The following is an 18,214-nucleotide window of genomic DNA, read 5'->3' as shown; positions in this document are numbered from 1 at the left end:
AGTGCTGATTTTGTCGGCTCAGTTGGAATTCAGTTGCAATCATGTTCATTTTCAACTGACTGACAAGATTGACGGACAATCGGGAGGCCCCATGATTCTCAACAAGGAACAACTACAAAAACGGGCGAGAGAGCAGGCGCTGACGCACGAGTTGGGATCAGCAAGTAATGGCGGACACCGTTTTTGGCCCAGCTTTCGATCCGACATTGACAGCCTGCGCCTATTCGCCGAGCTGCTCGGACGGGGGCGTGCAGAATGTACGCAACCTGCGGAAGATTGGTTATTGGATCACATTGATTTTATTGAAAAACAAGCGCAAGTCGTCAAAAGTGAATTGCCGCGCGAGACATTGAATCGTTTGCCACGCTTGCAAGAAAGTGGTCAACCGCGTATAGAGGCGATTTGTAACGATTACTTGGAACAAGTAGATGGGATATATGATGTAACGTCGTTTGAAACATATCTGATGGCCTATCAAGATGTGACTGTGCTCAAATTGGCGGAAACATGGGCATTGCCATCCGCGATGCGTGTGATGATCATCCACCGTTTGGCAGACGCCATGGTTGAAGTGCGCCATCGCCACGAAGTGTGTGAGTCTGTGGCCAACTTGCTTGGACGGTTGGGCGCAGAGCCGCTGTCGGAAATGGACGTCCGCGCGCTGTTGGAGCATGAGACGCGCAATCGGACGTTAACCGCGCCGGAAATCGTCCATCTGGTGCGCCATATTCAAGAGTGGAAACCGGACATTCAGGTGGTTCACGATTGGCTTGCCGTCCATTTGGAAAATGGCGAAAAAAGTCTGTCTCAAATGGTGTCCTATGAACATCAACTGCAAGCGCAGCTACAAGTGACCTGTGGCAATCTCGTGCAAAGTCTGCACCGGCTCGAACGTTTGCCGTGGCGTGTGACGTTTGAGCATATCTCTCACATCGACCACTTGCTCGCAAAGGACAAGACAGGTGTCTATACGCAATTGGACTTCGCCAGCCGGGATCAGTTGCGACAACGGGTGGCCTATGTGGCGGACAAACTTCGCGTGCCGGAAACGCTGGTCGCGGCAACGGTCGTCCGTTTGGCAGGTGAGCGGCAGGAAGATGCGCGTGAGCAAGCTGGTTCAGCGCGCGTGACCTTTCTCGCGTACTATTTGCTTGAACCAGAAGGAATGGAAATGTTGCGGTCCGCGCTCGCAACATCCGCCCGGCCCCGGCGACTGCCGCATCTGCGTCTGCGCGAACGGGCGTTTTCCGTGTATATCACAAGCACAGTCTTATTGTGCATCGCGCTCGTCATCCTCGCTGGCGTCTGGGCTGGATATGGGTTGGTGGCACGTCCCATTTCGTGGGTTGCCATCGTCATCGCCCTGCTCATTCCCACCAGTGAGTGGTCCGTGGCGTTGGTGCATGCGCTGATCATGAAGTGTTGTCGGCCGAAGGGACTCCTTCGTTACGATTTTTCGGAGGAGGTGCCTGAAGATGCGCGCACGATGGTCGTGATGCCGGTGCTTTGGACCTCGGTGGACGAAGTAAAGGAGGTTGTCGAACGGCTTTTGGTACACTATTTCGGCAATCGTCAAGACCATTTGCATTTTGCGATTTTGGCCGATTTTGAGGATGCGTCTACCGCGACAGCAGAAACGGACAAACAGATTCTGGATTTTGCCGTCGAACAAATTGAACAATTGAACGCGCGCCATGGCCACGACAAATTTTTTCTGTTTCACCGGGAACGGCGTTTGAACGAACCGGAAAAGACATACATGGGCTGGGAGCGCAAACGCGGCAAATTGGTGGAGTTCGTCGAGTTGCTTTCGGGCAGTACAAAGACCACCTTTACCACGGTGTGCGGTGAAACGCGCATTTTGTCCGACATTCGCTATGTGTGCACGGTCGATCTCGACACGCAATTGCCGATTGGCGTCGCCGCGCGGCTTGTGGCGACCATCCATTTGCCGTACAACCGCCCGCGGATGAATCAAGCGGGGACAAGGGTTATTGAGGGATATGGCGTCCTGCAGCCGCGCATTGGCGTCAGTTATCAGTCGACACAACAATCGCGCTTTGCGGCGTTGTGGGCAGGCGCGCCAGGCATTGACCCGTATGCGTTCGCCGTCTCAGATCCATATCAGGATCTGTTTGGTCAGGGGATTTTTGTCGGCAAGGGAATTTTTGACGTTGCCGCTTTTCGGAGCACGCTGGTCAATCGAATTCCAGACAATCAAATTTTGAGCCACGATTTGTTAGAAGGGGGCTTTCTGCGCGCTGGCCTCGCGGCTGACATTGAAGTCGTGGATGATTTTCCGGCGACTTATTACGCCGCGCAGAGAAGAACACATCGCTGGATTCGCGGCGATTGGCAGTTGATCAAATGGCTGGGGCGGCGCGTGTGCGACCGCTTGGGGCAAAGTGAGCGGGTTGACTTAGACGGGCTCACACGTTGGCAGATGATTGACAATTTGCGCCGCAGCTTGTTGCACCCAGTTTTGTTTGTCGTGGCGCTGTTGGGGATATGCGCTTTGCCGGGGCGTGTTGTGGTTTGGGAAGGCGCTGTTTTGTTGACACTCATCCTGCCGTTGATTCGCGCATTGGCCTCTGCGTTTAAGCAAGGGAATTGGTCTGTCATCGGCGTTGGGTTGCTGCAAAGCATCGTGCAAATCCTCACGTTGCCGTTTCAGGCTGTGCTGGCGGCGGACGCGATTGCGCGCACTTTGTATCGCGTTTTTGTCAGCAAACGAAGGCTGTTGGAGTGGACACCGTCTGCGCATGTGGAACGAACAAAATCTGGCGTGCGCACTTTTGTCTATCAAACGGCAGGCTATGTGGCGATGCTGTTGTACCTTGTGTTGGGGATGCTGTTTGCACATCCGGGTGGGCGTATTGTGACCATCGTCGGCACAATTCTGTGGCTGTTGGCGTGGCCAGCGATTCGGGCGCTCAATCAACCCGTGCGCGCCGAGACACATGCCTGGGTCAAGCAATCAGAGACGGAGCTTACTGAACTGGCGCGTGAAACGTGGCAGTTTTACCATCACTATGTGACGGATCAGGACAGCCATTTGCCACCGGACAATGTGCAGTATCATCCGACGGAGACGATTGCGCACCGGACCTCGCCGACCAACATTGGCCTGTACCTGGCCTGTGTGCTGGCGGCGCGGGATTTTGCGTTCATTGACAGTGAGGAGATGCTGCTGCGACTGGAGCAGACCATTGCCACCGTGGAAACGCTCGACAAATGGCATGGCCATCTATACAACTGGTACGACACGACCAAAGCTGCGCCGCTTGCGCCGCGCTATATCTCGACCGTCGATTCGGGCAATTTTGTGGCGTATCTGATGGTGGTGGCGCAGGGGTTACGCGATTTGGCCGCAAGTGAAACGACACTTGGCGAAGCGTTTGTGGCGTTGGCGCATCGAATTGAGCGCTTGGTCGAAGCGACTGATTTTTACGTGTTGTATGATGCTGACGCTCGTCTCTTTAGTCTTGGCTACCACGTGGATGACCGCCGCAAAGAGACTGTGCTGTACGACTTGTTGGCTTCGGAGGCGAGACAGGCGAGCTTCGTGGCCATCGCGCTGGGGCAGGTGCCAGTTTCGCACTGGTTTGCTTTGGGGCGCACGATGACGCGTACAGGTGGGCACAAGACGCTGTTGTCCTGGTCGGGCACGATGTTTGAATATCTGATGCCTTGGCTTGTGATGCGCACTTACAAGAACGCCATTTGGGAGAGCACGTATCGCGGCGTGGTTCATCGCCAAGCGATGTACGCGCGTGATCGGGGCGTGCCTTTGGGCATCTCGGAAAGCGGCTATTACGCGTTTGACTATCAAATGAATTATCAGTATCAGGCCTTTGGGGTGCCAGGCCTTGGCTTTGACCGAGGCATGGAGCGCGACCTTGTGATTGCGCCGTATGCGACCATCTTGTCTCTGCCGTATGCGGGTGAGGCGGGTTTGAAGGCCTTGGATGATCTGGTCGAACTCGGCGCAAGAGGGAAATACGGCTTCTATGAAGCGGTTGATTTTACGGGTGCGCGACTGCCCAAGGGACTGCGGCACCAGGTGATTCAAAGTTTTATGGCTCATCACCAAGGCATGAGTATGCTGACACTGGCGAATTTGCTGCTGCCGACGTCAGCGGTGGATCGCTTCCATCAGGATCCGCGTGTGCAAGCGACCGATTTGCTCTTGCAGGAACGTGTGCCCATCAAGGCGACATTGTTGAAGAACCCGTCTGGGTTTGAAGTGAAATTGCCGGACATGGATGGCCACCGTGACGATGCCGAGCGGGTTTACAGGGAACCGACGCCTGTGCCAGAGGTCAATGTGCTTTCCAACGGCGCGATGACAAGTGTTACCACCAATACAGGCAGTGGTTTTTTGCGTTGGAAGGGGCTTGCTGTGACGCGGTGGCGGGAAGATCCGGTGCTGGACAATTGGGGACCGGCGCTGTACATCCACGATGTCACCGAGGATAAGACGTGGAGTGCAACTGAGTTCCCGTGTGCGCGGACGACAGATGCCATGAGTGTCTTTCAGTTGGACAAGACGACATACGAAGGGCGTGTCGGCGATATGACAGGCAAGCTCGATGTCGTGGTCTCGCCCGAAGTCGATGCGGAGATCAGGCGCGTGCGCCTGGTGAACCAAGGGGACGAGGAAAAGACGATTGAAGTGACTTCTTTTCTCGAATTGGCCTTGGCCACGCCTTCGGCCGATGACAGTCATCCGGCCTTTAGCAAACTGTTTGTCGAGACCAGTCACGATGAAGCTTCCGAATGTCTCGTCGCCAAACGGCGATCTCGTGAAGAGGACGAAAAAGAAACTTGGGCGGTGCACACCGTCTACGTCGATAAGGACGAAACGGGCGCATACGAGTTTGAGACCGACAGGGCGGCGTTTATTGGCCGAGGATACGGGCTTGCTGCACCACAAGCGATGGTGACGCGACTCGCTGGTTCGGTAGGCTCGGTGGCGGATCCCGCATTTGTCATGCGTCGTCGCCTGCGTCTGGCGCCAGGCGAGTCGGCATCCGTCTATGTGGTGACAGGCGTGGCGGACGATCTCGATGATGCGAAGGAAATCATCCATCGGCTGCGCGAGCCGCGCCAGGCGGACAGGGCGTTCCACTTGGCTTGGGTGCGCAGTCAAATCGATTTGCGCCATTTGCATCTGACGGCGCGCCAAGCGGCTGCTGCCCATTTACTTGCCGCCCGCTTGCTGTATACGCCGCCATTGTCGAAGGAACGCCGCGAGGCCATCGCTCGAAATGAGCTTGGCCAATCTTCTCTTTGGTCGCGTGGCATGAGCGGGGATTTGCCGATTGGCATGGTGCGGATTGCCAACTTGGCCGATTTGCCGTTTGTCGTACTCTTGGCAAGGCAGCATCAGTACTTGTGCGCGCTCGGCTTGGAGCTTGACTTGGTGGTGCTGGATGAGACCAAAGGCGGCTACCAGGATGAGTTGCCCAACCGCTTGCGTGCGGCTTTGGCTGCGCGGGGCATCAGCGAGGCGAATCATCTGTATGTCCTCAAGCGCCATACGTTGTCTCAAGCGGAGCAGACGTTGATGTTCGCTGTCTCGCGCGTCATTTTGCAGGCAAATGGCCCGAGTTTGCGCGCGCAGTTGCAGGTGGATGGGCAAGCGCCCAGCCGTCGTTCCGGTGTGGAGCAGACGCCAGCGCCCGTGCAAGAGCATTTGGCGCCTGTGCATACACATCAAGGCGAGGGCGGAGAGTTTGACAACGAGTGGGGCAGTTTTGTCGAAGACGGCAAGGCATATCAGATTCGGGTTGTCCATGGCCACGATTTGCCGCGACCCTGGAGCAACATCTTGGCGAACCAGGTGTTTGGCTGTTTGATGACAGAGCTTGGAACTGGCTACAGTTGGTGGCGCAATGGCAGTGAATGCAAATTGACGCCCTGGAGCAATGACCCTGTGCTCGATCCGCCAGGGGAATGTCTCTATTTGCGCGATATGGAGACAGATGCGCTTTGGTCAGCGACGCCAAAGCCAGCGGGGGGAACGGCGCCCTACACCGTCACACACGGTCACGGTTACAGTCGCTTTGAGAGCGCACATGTCGGCATTGAGCATCAACTGGAGGTCGTGGTTCCGCTGGCGGATCCAATCAAACTGATGCGGTTGAAATTGCGAAATACGACAGACAAGCCAAGGCGTCTGCAGGCGACCTATTATGCAGAGTGGATACTCGGTGTAAAACGGGCGCCACAAGCGCCCTTTATCATCACGAAGTGGGATGAAGACACGAACACACTGTTCGCGCATAACACGTATCAGGAAGTATTTCGTGAGGCAACTGCGTTTTTGCACATGTTTGCGGATGGGCAGGATGACAAGGCATCAAGGCGTATGTCGTATACCGGGGACAGGCGTGATTTTCTCGGGCGTGGCGGATCGCTGTCATCGCCAGCAGCCTTGTTCGACGATGCGCTGTCTGGACGCGATGGCACAGCTTTTAATGCCTGCGGTGCGATTCAAACGGAGATTGAACTGCCCCCCGACGAAGAAGTGACGCTATTTGTCCTTCTAGGGTGCACAAACTCGCAGGATGACGCACAGGAGCTGGTTGCGAAATACCAGCATGAGGCGGCTTACGCGCAAACCGTCACAGCGGTGACTGCGTACTGGGACGACCTGCTGGGGCGCGTCGTGGTGGAGACGCCGGATCGAAAAATGGATGTGCTGATGAACGGTTGGCTCTTGTACCAGGCGTTGGCTTGCCGGATGTGGGGCAGAACCGCCTTTTATCAGGCTGGCGGCGCGTTTGGCTATCGAGATCAACTCCAGGATTCGTTGGCGATGCTGCATGCCGACTCGACCATCACGCGTCGTCAGATCTTGCGCAATGCACAACATCAGTATCAGGCAGGAGACGTGCAGCACTGGTGGCACGAGGAGACGGGCAAAGGGATTCGCACGCGGTTTTCCGATGACTTGCTGTGGTTGCCTTACGCGGTCTCCCGCTATATCGAACATACAGGCGATCAGCGCGTATTGGATGAGACGGTGCCCTTTTTAGTGAGCGATCCGCTACATGAAGGTGAATTGGAGCGCTATGAGGAAACGCGCGTGGCGGATGAAACGGGCACGATACTGGAGCACTGTTTGCGGGCCATCGAGCGCGGCTTGCAATTGGGTGAGCACGGGTTGCCCCTGATGGGGATTGGTGACTGGAACGATGGCATGAGCCGTGTGGGCGCCAAAGGGCGGGGCGAAAGCGTCTGGCTCGGCTGGTTTATTGTCGATATCCTGAAGCGCTTTTGTCAGATGGAAGATGAGCGAATCCCCGTGGATTGGCGACAGAAACACGAGGCGATTTTGCGCGAACTTGAACAGAACTTGAATCAACACGCCTGGGATGGTGCTTGGTTCCGGCGGGCGTTTACCGACAGTGGCACCTGGTTGGGCTCCATCGAGGACAAAGAGTGTCGCATTGATGCGATTGCGCAATCCTGGTCGGTCATTTCTGATGGCGCGCCAGCCGAACGTCAGGCAAGAGCGATGCGATCCTTTGATCGCGAACTGGTGGATGCGCGGTTGCGGCTGGCGCGGCTTTTGACGCCGGCGTTTGACAAGACGTCGCCCAGCCCTGGGTATATTCAGGGATATCCGCCGGGCATCCGGGAAAATGGCGGCCAATATACGCACGGGGTCATCTGGAGCATCTGTGCCTGGGCAAAATTAGGTCGTCGCGACAAGGCGTGGGCCTTGTTCACCCTGTTAAACCCGATTACCCACACGGAAACTGCGCGCGAGGTCCTGCAATTTGGCTGCGAACCGTATGTGATGTCAGCCGACATTTACACGGCGGATCCACACAGAGGGCGTGCCGGATGGTCGTGGTACACCGGTGCGGCCGGATGGATGTATCAGGCTGGGCTTGAGTATGTGTTGGGTGTCAGACGCCGTGGCGACAGATTGTATGTTCAACCATGCGTACCCGAGCACTGGAATTCGTTTCGCGTGGCGTACCGTCTCGGCAAGGCGACGTACCACATTCAGGTGGATTGTCACAGTGGTGAAACGGAGCCAGCCCGTTGGACGTTGGATGGACAGGTGTTGCACACGGACTATTTGCCGCTCACGGACGATGGCCAGACGCATGAAGTCGTTGTGTACGCCGCAAGGGCGGAACTCGGAACAGTGGGATGACGCACAGGCGCGCCAAAGTAAAATGGCGCGCCTGTCTGCAGTTTTGCGGAGGTTTGTCTGTCTGGTGAAATCAAATTTCGTTTGCGATGAGGTCGCCCATTTCGCGGGTGCCGACGACATTGGCGCTTTCCTGGCCTGGGCCGACGAGATCGACCGTGCGATGGCCCTTGGACAGCACCTCCGCCACTGCCCGTTCGATGGACGCGGCTTCCTCGTGCAGCGCAAACGAGTAACGCAGCATCAGCGCCACGCTCAAAATGGTGCTGATGGGATTGGCGATGTTTTTGCCTGCAATGCTCGGCGCGGAGCCATGGATGGGTTCATACAGCCCCAGGGTTGTGTCGCCCAGGCTGGCTGATGGGAACAAGCCGATGGAACCGGATAGGACCGATGCTTCATCAGACAAAATGTCGCCGAAGATATTGTTGGTGAGGATGACGTCAAATTGGCGCGGATTCAAAATCAACTGCATCGAAGCGTTGTCCACGTGCATGTAGTCGAGCGTCACGTCCGCGTAGTCCTTGGCCACTTCCGCAGTCACTTCCCGCCAGAGCACACTGCTGGTCAACACGTTGGATTTGGCGACTAAAGTCACTTTGCGGTTGCGGTTTTGCGCATATTCAAACGCCTTCTTGGCGATGCGGCGAATTTCCGACTCACGATAGACTTCCAGGTCTGAACTTTCGCGTTCGCCATCCACCACTTGGTTGTTCTTCGGGCCAAAATAAATGCCAGAGGTCAGTTCGCGGACGATGAGCACGTTGATGCCGCGGACAATGTCCCACTTGATGGGCGACAAGTCGCGCAGCGCATCAAACACTTGTGTTTCCCGCAAGTTGGTGTAGAGGTTGAAATGTTTGCGCAGTGGTAAAATGGCGCCTTTTTCGACACCAGCCCACTTGGGATGGTTCAATTCTTCCGGCGGACCGCCAAAAGGGCCTTTCAGCAGCGCGTCGCATTGAGCCGCTTTGTCCAATGTGTGCTGCGGCAAGTGTTCGCCGTACTTGTCAAACGCTTCGCCGCTCGCTTCGAGGAACGTCAAGTCGAATTGATGGTTGTGCTTCTTTGCAATCACATCCAGGATCTTCAGCGCTTCCGCCATGATCTCCGGACCGATATAGTCACCGTTAAACACGCCTACTTGGTATGCCACTTTGCTCTCCCGCTTTCTATCGATGATGTTCATGAAGGGCCATGTATCGTTGTAAGATGCCTTTAGGGCCTACAGATTCATGTTCGCGATAAAAGCCCCGTGTTCCTTCAGAATGTCGGAAAATTTGCGCTTCAATGTCAGGAAGGGAAGCAAGAGCGTCGTGATGGCTGGCGGCGTTCTGGAAATGAGGCTTCCACAGCGGGTGGACAAGACACCCGACGAGAGAGCAGAACCCAATCATTTTCTGAAGGCGCATTGCGTCATATGGACTCCATTCGCAAAGTTTGGACAATCGATTCAATGCGACTTCAATAGATGTGATGTATAATGAGCCCTTGGAAAGGTGGATCTTCGCATAATGCCGAAAAAACCGAATTTCTTTATTGCTGGGGCGGCCAAATGTGGCACGACGTCTCTTTTTCGTTACATAGAAATGCATCCTGACGTCTTTATGAGTCGTGTCAAAGAGCCGCACTACTTTTGTAGTCACCATTTTCCCGAACGCTTTGTAGGGCCAGGAGATCAAGGGTTCAACGATAACACAATGCGAACTTTCGAAGCCTATCAGGCGCTTTTTGATCCTGTGGAGGATCAAAAAATCATCGGTGAAGCGTCTGTGTACTATTTGAATTTCCTCGACGTGGCGCAAAAAATTTATGATTTTAATCCTTCATCCAAAGTGATTATCATCCTGCGCAATCCGATTGAGCGGGCGTTTTCCGCATATATGCACACTGTGCGCGACAATCGTGAGACATTGTCGTTTGAGAAAGCTTTGCAGGCAGAACCAGAGCGGAAAAAGAACAACTATCAACCGCTGTGGTGGTATCGCGAAATTGGTGTGTACGCCGAACAGGTGAAGCGCTATGTGGACGTGTTCGGAGCGCATCAAGTCAAGATATTTCTGTATGAGGATCTCAAACGCGCAGATGTGGTTGTGCAGGACATGCTGAATTTCCTCGATTTGAGTACCGATTATAGAATCGACACAACCATTCGTCACAATGTATCTGGCAATCCCAAATCGCGGGCGCTTTACAATTTCTTCGCAAAGCCGAATGCTGTCAAAGAAGTGATAAAGCCTTTCTTGCCGCGTGATTTCAGGAAAAAATTGGGTCAAAGAGCGAAAAACATGACGCTGGCGCGGGAAAAACCCGCAGCGAAAACTGTTCAAGAACTGAAAAACTACTTTCGTGAAGACATCATCAATTTGCAGGATGTCGTTCATCGCGATTTGAGCAGTTGGTTGTTGTGAAGTCCACTGGTTCATACTGTTAGTGTGTGATTTCACAATGCTTTCAGTAGTAGAGTCGCTGATGCAATGTGATAGATAGATTTAAGGAGGATTCAGGTTGTCGACGAACATAGTATGGCATGCCCAGAAAATTGCAACGAAGGACCATGAGATGTTAAATGGGCACAGGGGATTGTGTATTTGGTTTACAGGGCTATCTGGGTCCGGCAAATCAACCCTTGCAAACGCCGTGGAACAATCGCTTTATCAAATGGGTGTGCATACATATCTGTTGGATGGTGACAATGTCCGGCATGGATTGAATGGAGATCTCGGTTTTTCGGACGAGGACAGAAAAGAGAATGTCCGACGTGTGGCTCACGTGGCGAATCTGTTTGTCGATGCGGGGGTTGTTGCCATCACGGCTTTGATTTCCCCATTTCATGCGGATAGGGAGAAAGCCAGAAAAATTTTTGCGCCAGGTTCGTTTATTGAAGTGTACGTCGAATGTCCGCTGGAAGAGTGCGCAAGACGTGATCCCAAAGGATTATACGAGAAGGCAAAAAGCGGTCAGATTCGCGATTTCACGGGCATCAGTTCCCCTTATGAACCACCTGGCGACGCTGAGGTCACGGTCAATACCGCAACCATGTCGATTGAAACGTGTGTGCAATACATTTTAAATGAGGTAAAAACAAGACTGCAAATATAGTCCTAGTTGTTGTATAGGTATTATATACATTATGCTGTTTGCAGGGTTATATCTTTTCATTGAGCAGAGGAGGAGCATCTTGTCGTGACTATCCAACAAAAACAGCCTGTTATGCGAATGATTTCGCCAGCAGCGCGGGACGCGAAACTTGCAAGCTTACAAGATAAACGCAAAGTGGTATTGGACGAAGTTGCTGAATCAGACGTGTATCAAATTGGCATCGGAACTTTCAGTCCGATGGATGGTTTCATGTCCGAAGCGGACTACCAATCTGTTGTTGAAACCATGCGCTTGACCACTGGAGACGTGTGGTCCATCCCCGTTGCGTTGCCTGTGTCAGAGGAACAAGCGGCTGAAATTCATCTGGATGACGAAATTGCGCTGGTGCGCGAAGATGGCGTGATTTGCGCGTCGATGCGCGTGGCGCATATGTATCGTCCCAATTTGACACATGAAGCAGAACAGGTTTATCGGACGACGGAGGACGCGCATCCTGGCGTTCATCGCCTGTACCAACGCGGCAATGTCTATTTGGGCGGGCCGGTTGAAGTCTTCGGGGATGAGCGTGTCGACGAATTCACCAATTATGCGTATACCCCAGAAGCGGTTCGCAAAACGTTTGCCGACAAAGGTTGGAAGACGATTGTCGGATTCCAAACGCGCAACCCGATTCACCGCGCACACGAGTATATCCAAAAAGCAGCTTTGGAGATTGTCGATGGCCTCTTTTTGAATCCGCTCGTGGGACCCACCAAATCGGATGACGTGCCTGCGCATGTGCGTCTAAAGGCTTACCAAACGATTTTAAAGCACTACTACCCGCAACCGCGCGTGTTTTTCGGCGTGTACAAAGCTGCAATGCGTTACGCAGGGCCACGCGAAGCCATCATGCACGCGATGGTGCGCAAGAACTTCGGCTGCACGCACTTCATCGTCGGGCGTGATCACGCAGGGGTTGGCAATTATTACGGCACGTTTGACGCCCAAAAGATTTTTAGCAACTTCACACCAGAAGAACTGGGCATCACACCGCTGTTTTTCGATCACGCTTTCTACTGCAAGAAATGTGAGGGAATGGCGACGACCAAAACGTGCCCGCACGGCGATGACGAGCATGTCATTCTGTCCGGCACAAAGGTTCGCGCGATGCTGCGCGAGGGGATTGCGCCTCCGCCGGAGTTCAGCCGCCCAGAAGTGGTCAAAGTGTTGATGGAGTATTATAGCCAAACATAAAAGGTTTCGTGTAGCATGTGTATAAGCCACATGTGGGAGTTGAGACGTTTGTTGGAAGAAGAGAAGCGCGTCGTCAGAGAAGCAGTGCTGCAAGCCGGAAATGAGATCTCCCGGATTGCGCGCGAAGGATTCGAGACGTCCTATAAAGAGAATACAGATCCGTTGACGACAGCGGATCTGGCTGCAAACACGATTCTGCGGGAGCGCTTGATGGGCGCGTTTCCCAGCGACGGTTGGCTGTCGGAAGAGACCGTGGACGATACAGGCCGCTTGACCTGTGAGCGCGTTTGGGTCGTTGACCCCATTGATGGCACAAAAGAGTTTGTCGAAGGTGTGCCGGAGTATGCTATATCGGTTGCTTTGGTGAACAAAGGCAAGCCGGTGCTCGGTGTCGTCTATAATCCTGCGACAGAGGAGTATTTTGAGGCTGTTAAAGGAGACGGGGCGACCTTGAACGGCGAGTTGATCTGTGTTCCGTCCACTGTCCCTGACAAACCGGTGGTCTTGGCCAGTCGTTCGGAGTTGAAGCGAGGCGAGTTTGATCCGTTCAACGGTGTGTTTGAGGTGCGTCCAGTGGGCTCTATCGCCTACAAGCTGGCCGTCTTGGCGGCGGGCAAAGCAGATGCGACATTCAGCCTCAGTCCGAAAAACGAATGGGACATCGCAGCCGGTGTGCTCTTGGTGGAGGAAGCTGGCGGCCAGACTGGGGACAAGCAGTTAAAACCGTTTGTCTTCAATCAGCAAAACACGTTGGTCACTGGCATTATTGCCACATCTGAAGTGAGCTTTCACACGGTGAACGGCCAGATTGATTCACTGGGCCTGCGTGGCTGAAGCTGGCAAAACAGCAGCGACCTCGTTGTAGGCATGGGTAAAAGAAGCTAGGCAGACTTCGTGATGTGGTTCCGATATTCTACAGGAGCCATGTCACGAAGTTTATTTTAGTATCCGAATCATGTTTGTGAAATCGAACATATTCGATGACTTCTTGAACGACCTATTTGACGAACCCCAATTTCGTAGCAACCGTGAATCCAGATGGACCAATATTAAAACGTTTACGAAGCTCGATCAGATTCGGTCCGAAACTAGATTCGAGTATAGGACGGTGCGCTCTTAACATCTCCATAATATATAGGTCGTGTACAATGACTTCCGTGATTGGCATGACCAATCCAGGGTGCATTGTCCACGCTGCCCGACTGTCCTCCCCAAGGGATACAATGCCTGCGATCACCTCAATGTCATCTATACTAAGAACAATCCAACGCCCGCCATATTCCAATGTGATTTCATCACTGGCATCATGCGGATAAACGTCGGCGAAATCGAAATCCAATTCTCCATATGAAACAATAATGATTTCGATGCCTGTAGCCGATAATGTTTGTAATTCATCTTTCAGCAACTCCGCATCCTCTTTCCAAATTTCCAGTAAAATACGGCTGCTTGCTCTTTTGATGCTCTCTTTGATGCGACCAATAATCGCATTGTAGCCTGTAATATTCCAAATATGATCTCTGTTTTGCATCGTAGCATGAAACACTTCCAAACATTTAGAGGCTTCGTCAAAAGCTGCATCTGCTTTTCTCTTTTTGTTCGAAATCAGTTCCTGCGGTGATAATGGGATGTATAACGCTGGATCCTCATGGCTTACAAAGATCTCTCCTCGTTCAACAAGTCCATTCAGTACTTCGTAAATTTTCGAGCGTGGAACGCCTGAGCTTAAAGCAATTGCATACCCAGACATTGGCGATTTTTCCAGGAGAGCCATATAAGCTTTCGCTTCGTATTCAGTGAAGTTCAACCCTTTTAGCATCCGCAGAACGTCTTGTTTCACATCGCAACCCCCGAGTGATTTTGACAAGAAGTATAGCATGACGTTCTTGACACTTGAAGAACGGAGTATATTCTTTGATTAGGAGTTACTTAAGTAGTCACTATGGAGGTGGTTTTATGAGTGAAGCATCGGTGGTGTCTTCGAATACCAGAAATGACGTCAATTTAATGTCCACGATAAGCGCAATCTTGATCTGGAGTACATCGTTTGTCGCAACAAAGATCTCCTACGTGTCATTTTCACCGTTCACTATAGGATTTTTTCGCTTTTTTATCGCAACCGTGGCTTTGGTCATTGTCGTGTTTATTCGAAGGGAATTTAGAAGGGTATCTGTAAAGGACTTTGGCCTGCTATCTCTGAGTGGGATTCTTGGCATCACGTTTTATTTCGCATTGGAGAACACAGGCGTAAAAATGACATCTGCTTCTAATGCTGCGATGATCGTATCTGCTTATCCGGCGATCACGGCTATCTTAGAATTACTAGTTTTTAAGGTAAAAACAACTTTTGTAAAAACTATGGGAATTGCATTAGCCGTTGGCGGGGTATGTGAATTATCTTTTTCAGCGCACATGGGCTTGGATACGACACAGGTGATCGGCAATATATTATTGGTTATCGCTGGTGTTGTGTGGACCTTTTATAACTTTGTCACAAGTAAGGTTGTAAATTCATATCCAGCGACGACTGTGTCGTTTTATCAGACTGTCATTGGCACCATCGCATTTATTCCATTAGCGGGAACTGAGCTGCACCAGTGGACACAACCGAATATGGAATCATGCTTGGCACTGTTGTATTTAGGAATATGTTGTTCCGTTGTAGCGTTTCTACTCTACAACTACGGTTTGAGAAAACTATCCTCTAGCACGGTAGTCACAATGATGAATCTTGTACCTGTGTTCGGTGTGATATTTTCTGTATTAATCCTACATGAGCGCCTAGAACTTAAACAGATAATTGGTGGAATTGTTGTCTTATTAGGCGTCTATTTGACTCTACATCAATATCATTCCAAGCAACGTTTTAAGTAGTTTACATAAGCGTTTCAAGTCGCTCGGACGTCTCGTTAGTCCAGAGACTTATTTTTCGTTTTGAGCACTATAACAGTCCAGTCTTTTATGCCACTATAGAGTAGCAGTGTATCGATCACCATTCGCATTTTAAGGGAAGAGGAAGTGAACGAACATCTATGGATCACTGGATTGAAGATTGGATCATAGAGGCTGATATACCATCAATGCAGAAAGCTATGGAATCCGGCACTGTAAGTTCAGTGGATTTGGTTAAAGCTTACCAAGAGAGGATTCGTAAGTACGATAGCAAGATAAATTCGGTTTTAGAAATCAATCCAGATGCGATGGAATTGGCAAAAGCTTTGGATCAAGAAAGAAAGGAGCAGGGTTCCCGCGGGCGTTTGCATGGGATACCCGTTTTGCTCAAGGACAATATTGATACACACGATAAAATGCACACGAGCGCTGGTTCTATCGCCTTAGCAAATTCGATTGCAGCCCAGGACGCTTTTGTTGCCGCTCAACTCCGTTCTGCTGGTGCTGTCTTACTTGGAAAAGTCAATATGACGGAGTGGGCAAATTTCATGTCAGCTACAATGTGGTCCGGGTACAGTTCAAGGGGTGGCCTTGTATTGAATCCGTATGGGCCCGGCGAGCTTTTCGTTGGAGGATCCAGTTCAGGATCTGCCGCCGCTGTCGCAGCAAATTTTGGAGCCGCAGCGATTGGTACTGAAACTTCGGGTTCCATCATTAGTCCATCCAGTCAAAATTGTGTCGTGGGCATAAAGCCTACCCTTGGATTGATCAGCCGCTCTGGTATGATTCCTATTGCACATAGTCAAGATTCGGCAGGTCCGATTACAAGAACAGTGACGGATGCAGCCATTCTGCTCGGCGCTCTGACTGGAGTTGACGAGCGTGATCCCACAACTTTATCTAGCGTAGGTCATTCATATCAAGATTACACGCAATTTTTAGACGCTTGCTATTTAAAACATGCCAGGATTGGGATCCCAAGATTCTATTATAAGGATCTAGATGAAGCAAGACTTGCCATTGTCGAAGAGGCGATCGATGTTTTGATAAAGGAAGGTGTTACGATCATCGATCCTGTTGAGCTTCCTTGCGAACAAACAGAATGGGACGTGAATGTCCTGCGCTACGAGTTTAAAAAGGATCTCAATGACTATTTGGCCAAATTAGCCGAACATGTGCCCGTGCATTCGCTGCGAGAAGTGATTGCATTTAACGAAAAGCATGCTGAAACAGCTTTGAAATATGGTCAAGGAACGCTCATTTGGTCAGATCAAACAAGTGGAACATTGTCAGAACAAGCATATTTGGATAGCAAGCTTAAAAATGAGGAAATGTCGCGCAGGATGGGCATTGATTACGCATTAGCGGAACATGATTTAGATGCACTGATGTTTCTTGGGAATGAGGGCGGTTCAGACCTCGCTGCAAGGGCAGGTTACCCTATCATTACAGTCCCCGCGGGGTATGCAGCAACCGGTGTACTCACCCGTGGAGGATATACAACCAAAGGACCACAGGGTTTGACATTTGTCGGTACGGCATTTAGCGAACCAACTTTGATAAAAATTGCATATGGTTTTGAAAATGCTACGAAACATCGACGCCCGCCTCAATTAGAGTGAGTTTGCAACGGGAGGGCATTACTAGTCTATTTTCCAGTTTTTCTTTGCACACATCACGGCTAAGTCGCTGAAGGATTTTAAATAATCGATATAGCTTCCATGTTCGTCTTCGTAGTTCCCTACTCGATTTGCCATGCGAACTACGACTAAATCTAAGGGTGGGACGACCAGAACGACAGGTCCAGTAATGCCCACTATTTTATAGGAGCCATCTGGTACATTGTTTCCTATCAAGGACTGTTCAGATCTGCCATGCTTCACCAACCATAGGCATCCATTACGGGGTAACCCAGTAGGGAGTTCCAGAGGACTTTGGACTGAAATGCTTGTGCGTATGGCTTGCTCTGGGATAACTGATTTGCCATCAATCCTGCCCATTTTCAGATGAATGTACGCCCAAAGTGCGAGTTCTCTGGCTGAGACAAACAAATTCGCCCGCGAACCGTCTGAAATGTCATCGAGTAATGAGTCTGTAGTCCCATCATCGATTATCGCGGGCACTAGCATTTCATTTGGGGTTGTGTGCCAAGCCGTCTCCTTCATTTCCAATGGTTGAAACACTGTTGTGTAGAGAAACTCGGATAGTGATCGACCAGTCACCTGGGAGATGATTTGGGTCAGGATATGGATGCCAACATTATTATATTCCCAAGCTGTTCCAGCCTCAAAAGCATAAAAAACACGTCCATCTTCATCTTGACGAAGTCCATGTGTATGGGTCAATAAGTGGCGAATTGTCACTCTATTCGGGATAGTCGGTTGGCTGCCAGATGTTAGATAGTTCAACACGGGATCATCTAGAGATTTTATAGATCCTTGGTATAGCGCGTATGCAACCGCTAATCCGATGTAGCTCTTTCGTACTGAGGCTACGTTAAACTGTGAGGTAGGTTCAGTTACTTTAGAATTTGTATCATGAGAATGTCGTCCACTGTAGTCTTCGAAGGCCACATGCTCGTTTTGAATAACATATAAGGCGCATGCAGAACCGCCGTTCTGCTCGTTAATATGTTCAACATGAGTCATTAAATCGTTAAATGCATCTGACGCTTTTGAAGGTAGCATATCGTTCACCTTGTTTTGGGATAAGTACAATGGTGTTAATTCTCGTTCTAGTACATAAGTCCTTCCAAAAAAGAGATTCAGATGGTGAGAAAGGTTACATCCTTAATATTTCTCAAAGTAAAAAGCC

10 protein-coding genes are annotated in these 18,214 nt (G+C 51.3%); 7 read left to right on the top strand and 3 right to left on the bottom strand.

Annotated features, from left to right (window positions below; translation table 11 throughout):
* The first annotated feature begins 91 nt into the window (after positions 1-91).
* Complete coding sequence (locus ACFSB2_RS15700; RefSeq protein WP_377944038.1) at positions 92-8,176, top strand: glycoside hydrolase family 94 protein; 8,085 nt, start codon at positions 92-94, stop codon at positions 8,174-8,176.
* Between the two features lie 70 nt (positions 8,177-8,246).
* On the opposite strand, the gene leuB is transcribed toward ACFSB2_RS15700, so the two are convergent.
* Positions 8,247-9,329 carry a 3-isopropylmalate dehydrogenase gene (gene leuB, locus ACFSB2_RS15695; RefSeq protein WP_377944037.1) on the bottom strand — a complete coding sequence of 361 codons (1,083 nt, stop codon included), beginning with the start codon at positions 9,327-9,329 and terminating at the stop codon, positions 8,247-8,249.
* A gap of 358 nt (positions 9,330-9,687) precedes the next feature.
* Here leuB and ACFSB2_RS15690 point away from each other — a divergent pair, with 358 nt between their 5' ends.
* From ACFSB2_RS15690 to ACFSB2_RS15675, 4 genes are all read left to right on the top strand, one after another.
* Positions 9,688-10,584, top strand: a complete 897-nt coding sequence (locus ACFSB2_RS15690; RefSeq protein ID WP_377944036.1) for a sulfotransferase domain-containing protein — start codon at positions 9,688-9,690, stop codon at positions 10,582-10,584.
* Positions 10,585-10,681: 97 nt separating this feature from the next.
* Positions 10,682-11,275 carry an adenylyl-sulfate kinase gene (gene cysC, locus ACFSB2_RS15685; RefSeq protein ID WP_377944035.1) on the top strand — a complete coding sequence of 198 codons (594 nt, stop codon included), beginning with the start codon at positions 10,682-10,684 and terminating at the stop codon, positions 11,273-11,275.
* Between the two features lie 84 nt (positions 11,276-11,359).
* Positions 11,360-12,508 (top strand): sulfate adenylyltransferase, encoded by a 1,149-nt coding sequence (gene sat, locus ACFSB2_RS15680; RefSeq protein ID WP_377944034.1) that lies wholly within the window; start codon positions 11,360-11,362, stop codon positions 12,506-12,508.
* Positions 12,509-12,556: 48 nt separating this feature from the next.
* On the top strand, positions 12,557-13,342 hold the full coding sequence (locus ACFSB2_RS15675) for a 3'(2'),5'-bisphosphate nucleotidase CysQ (RefSeq protein ID WP_377944033.1): 786 nt from the start codon (positions 12,557-12,559) through the stop codon (positions 13,340-13,342).
* Between the two features lie 163 nt (positions 13,343-13,505).
* On the opposite strand, the gene ACFSB2_RS15670 is transcribed toward ACFSB2_RS15675, so the two are convergent.
* Positions 13,506-14,348, bottom strand: a complete 843-nt coding sequence (locus ACFSB2_RS15670) for a TrmB family transcriptional regulator (RefSeq protein WP_377944032.1) — start codon at positions 14,346-14,348, stop codon at positions 13,506-13,508.
* A 116-nt stretch (positions 14,349-14,464) separates the two neighbouring features.
* On the opposite strand from ACFSB2_RS15670, the gene ACFSB2_RS15665 reads away from it, so the two are divergent.
* On the top strand, positions 14,465-15,382 hold the full coding sequence (locus ACFSB2_RS15665; protein WP_377944031.1) for a DMT family transporter: 918 nt from the start codon (positions 14,465-14,467) through the stop codon (positions 15,380-15,382).
* Between the two features lie 158 nt (positions 15,383-15,540).
* Positions 15,541-17,022: an amidase family protein gene (locus ACFSB2_RS15660; protein WP_377944030.1), complete on the top strand. Its 1,482-nt coding sequence runs from the start codon at positions 15,541-15,543 to the stop codon at positions 17,020-17,022.
* Positions 17,023-17,043: 21 nt separating this feature from the next.
* Here the strand turns inward: ACFSB2_RS15660 and ACFSB2_RS15655 are convergent, their stop codons facing one another.
* The gene (locus tag ACFSB2_RS15655; protein ID WP_377944029.1) at positions 17,044-18,087 is read right to left on the bottom strand and encodes a serine hydrolase domain-containing protein; all 1,044 of its coding nucleotides are present in this window, start codon (positions 18,085-18,087) and stop codon (positions 17,044-17,046) included.
* Between the last annotated feature and the right edge of the window lie 127 nt (positions 18,088-18,214).

Origin of the sequence: Alicyclobacillus fodiniaquatilis, assembly GCF_042678105.1 — a bacterium.
Taxonomy (GTDB): domain Bacteria; phylum Bacillota; class Bacilli; order Alicyclobacillales; family Alicyclobacillaceae; genus Alicyclobacillus; species Alicyclobacillus fodiniaquatilis.
This window is presented reverse-complemented; position numbering and strand designations above follow the sequence as displayed.